This is a genomic window from Desertihabitans aurantiacus (genome assembly GCF_003344635.1).
Lineage (GTDB): Bacteria > Actinomycetota > Actinomycetes > Propionibacteriales > Propionibacteriaceae > Desertihabitans > Desertihabitans aurantiacus.
In genome coordinates this window covers 1-2,606 of the sequence record NZ_QPKK01000384.1, presented here as the reverse complement: position 1 = coordinate 2,606, position 2,606 = coordinate 1, and the positions used below count along the sequence as shown (strand labels likewise).

At 71.5% G+C, this 2,606-nt stretch carries 2 protein-coding genes; one reads left to right on the top strand and one right to left on the bottom strand.

Annotated elements, in window-relative coordinates; translation table 11 throughout:
• Window positions 1-1,370 (top strand): DUF11 domain-containing protein (locus tag DVA66_RS19265; protein ID WP_157974151.1); only part of this gene is annotated, 1,370 nt, incomplete at its 5' end.
• 135 nt (window positions 1,371-1,505) lie between these two features.
• On the opposite strand, the gene DVA66_RS19260 is transcribed toward DVA66_RS19265, so the two are convergent.
• Window positions 1,506-2,606, bottom strand: a 1,101-nt coding sequence (locus tag DVA66_RS19260; RefSeq protein WP_114561448.1) for a Dyp-type peroxidase, incomplete at its 5' end; no start/stop codon positions are given.

The following is a 2,606-nucleotide window of genomic DNA, read 5'->3' as shown; positions in this document are numbered from 1 at the left end:
TCGCCAGCCGTGGTGACTACGACGGCACCACCTGGACCATCGGTGAGCTGGCCGCTGGTGAGGTCGTGACGCTGGTGATCGATGTGACGGTGGAGCCTGCGGCCGATGGGACCATCGTGACCAACGTGGCCCAGCTGTCGGGCAACGGTCGTGAGATCGAGGACGACCCGAAGAACCCCGGTAAGGACGGTGGGCGTAACACCACTCCGGATGATGGCTATGACGAGGTGGACATCACCGTCCGCTCCGGGGATCCGGTGCTGGACAAGAAGGTGCTGCTGCCCGGTGAGACCCTCGACAACGCGGGTGAGGTGACCGACACCCTCTATGAGGACGGCACCCCGCAGCCGCGTGAGGTCGCTGCTGGGGATGTGATCCAGTACGGCATCGTCGTGGAGGGTCACGAGGAGTTCCCCGCCAGCGACGTGTCGGTCGCCGACGCCCTCCCGGCCGGGATCACCTACGCCGGTGACTACGTCGCCAGCCGTGGTGAGTACGACGGCACCACCTGGACCATCGGTGACCTCGCTCCGGGTGAGGTCGTCACCCTGGTGATCGATGTGACGGTCGAGCCGGCCGAGCACGGCACGATCATCACCAACGTGGCCCAGCTGTCCGGGAACGGGCGGGAGATCGAAGACGACCCGAAGAACCCCGGCAAGGACGGTGGCCGCAACACCAGCCCCGATGACGGCTACGACGAGGTCGACATCACCGTCCGCGCCGGGAACCCGACGCTGGACAAGAAGGTGCTGCTCCCGGGAGAGACCCTGGACAACGCCGGTGAGGTCACCGACACCCTCTACGACAGTGAGGGCAACCCGCAGCCGCGTCAGGTGCAGGTCGGCGATGAGATCCAGTACGGGATCGTGGTCAAGGGTCACGACACCGACCCCTCGGTCGATGTCGCGGTCGAGGACGTGCTCCCGGTCGGGGTCAGCTACGCCGGTGACTACGAGGCGAGCCGTGGTGAGTACGACGGCAGCACCTGGACCATCGGTGATCTGGCCGCGGGTGAGGTGGTCACCCTGGTGATCGATGTGACCGTCGACGACATCGCCGCGGGGGAGATCGTCACCAACGTCGCCCAGCTGTCGGCCAACGGTGAGGAGGTGGCCGACGACGGTCAGCGCGAGGGCCGTAACACCGACCCGACCGACGGCTGGGACGCGGTCGACATCACCGTGGGCGGCCTCGGCGGTGAGGAGCTGCCCGACAGCGACGAGGGCCCGCAGGATGGGTCCGCGCCGGGTGGTCAGCTGCCCGACACCGGTGCACCGGCAGTGCTGCTGCCGCTGCTGGCCGGACTGGCCCTCGCCGGAGCCGGCACCACCCTGGTGATCCGCCGCCGCCGGGCAACGGGTCTCTGACCCACACCCGGTAACGCTCCTGCTGCAGGGGTGCCGACCGCGCGAAAGTGCGCGGACGGCACCCCTGCCGCCGTCCCAGGACGAGGTACGGCAGCCCGGACCGGGACACCGTGGTGCCCGACAGCGGGAGAGGCGTCAGCGGGGCAGCAGACCCGCACCCAGCGGGCGGTCCTCGCTGAAGCCGGGCAGCACCAGGAACGTGCCGGAGGCCGTCGTGGTGGTGTAGTCCAGCAACGCGTCCTGCTCGTCCATCCGGGCCAGGGTGCGGGTGAAGGTCTCCAGCTCGCGCTGGAAGGAGATGAAGACCAACCCCTTGTCCTCCGCGCTGCGGGCGTAGGAGTAGCTGCGGCGCAGCATCAGCCCCGGCAGCCCCGCCGGCAGCGGGTGGGCCCGGCGGACGTGGGCGTCGACGGCGATGTCGTAGACCCCGGCCTCGCTCTTGGCCTGCAGGTCCGGGTCGTCGTCGATGGTGCCGCCCGACAGCGGCACCCCGGTGTCCCGGCGCCGGCCGATCTTGGCCTGCTGCTCCGGCACCGGCAGGGCCACGAAGTCCTCCACCCGGATGGGCATCAGCCGGACCACGGCGATGCAGCCCCCGGCCAGGTCGTCCGGGCCGTCCAGCCAGACCAGCTCGTCCTGCTCGGCCTCTGTCTTGGGCACGCTGATCCCGTCGTGGAAGCCCAGCAGGTTCCGCGCGCCGATGCCGTCCAGGGCGCCGCGGAACCCGGCCACCTGCCAGCGCACGCGGACCGCGTCCCTCAGCTCGGCGGTCAGTGCCTGCTCGGCGAGCACGATCACCGTCGGGTCGTCGGAGCACACCTGCAGCAGCAGGTCACCGCCGCGCTGGTGGTCGGGGACGTCCTCGCGGGCGAACCGCGGCAGGTCGCTGGCGCCGGGGGAGTCCGTCCCCCGCGCCGCGCGGACCACCTCCGGACCGACCCCGACGGTGACGGTGAGGTCGGCCGGGTCCACCCCCGCCAGCTGCGGGTCGGTGCCCAGGGTCAGCCCGGCGATGCGCCGGCCCAGCCGCGCCAGCACCGCCGCGACGTCCGACCCGTCCACCAGGTCGGCCACGGTGAGCCCGATGTGGGCCTGGCGGACCAGCGGCAGAGTGACCCCTGGCTGGTGCTCGCCGTAGGGCGACACCGGCTCCGGCGGCCCCGGCGCGGGCTGGGCCGGCGGCTGCTCGGCGGTCTCGCTCGTCCGGCTGGCGCGGCCCAGCAGGAAGGCCCCGGC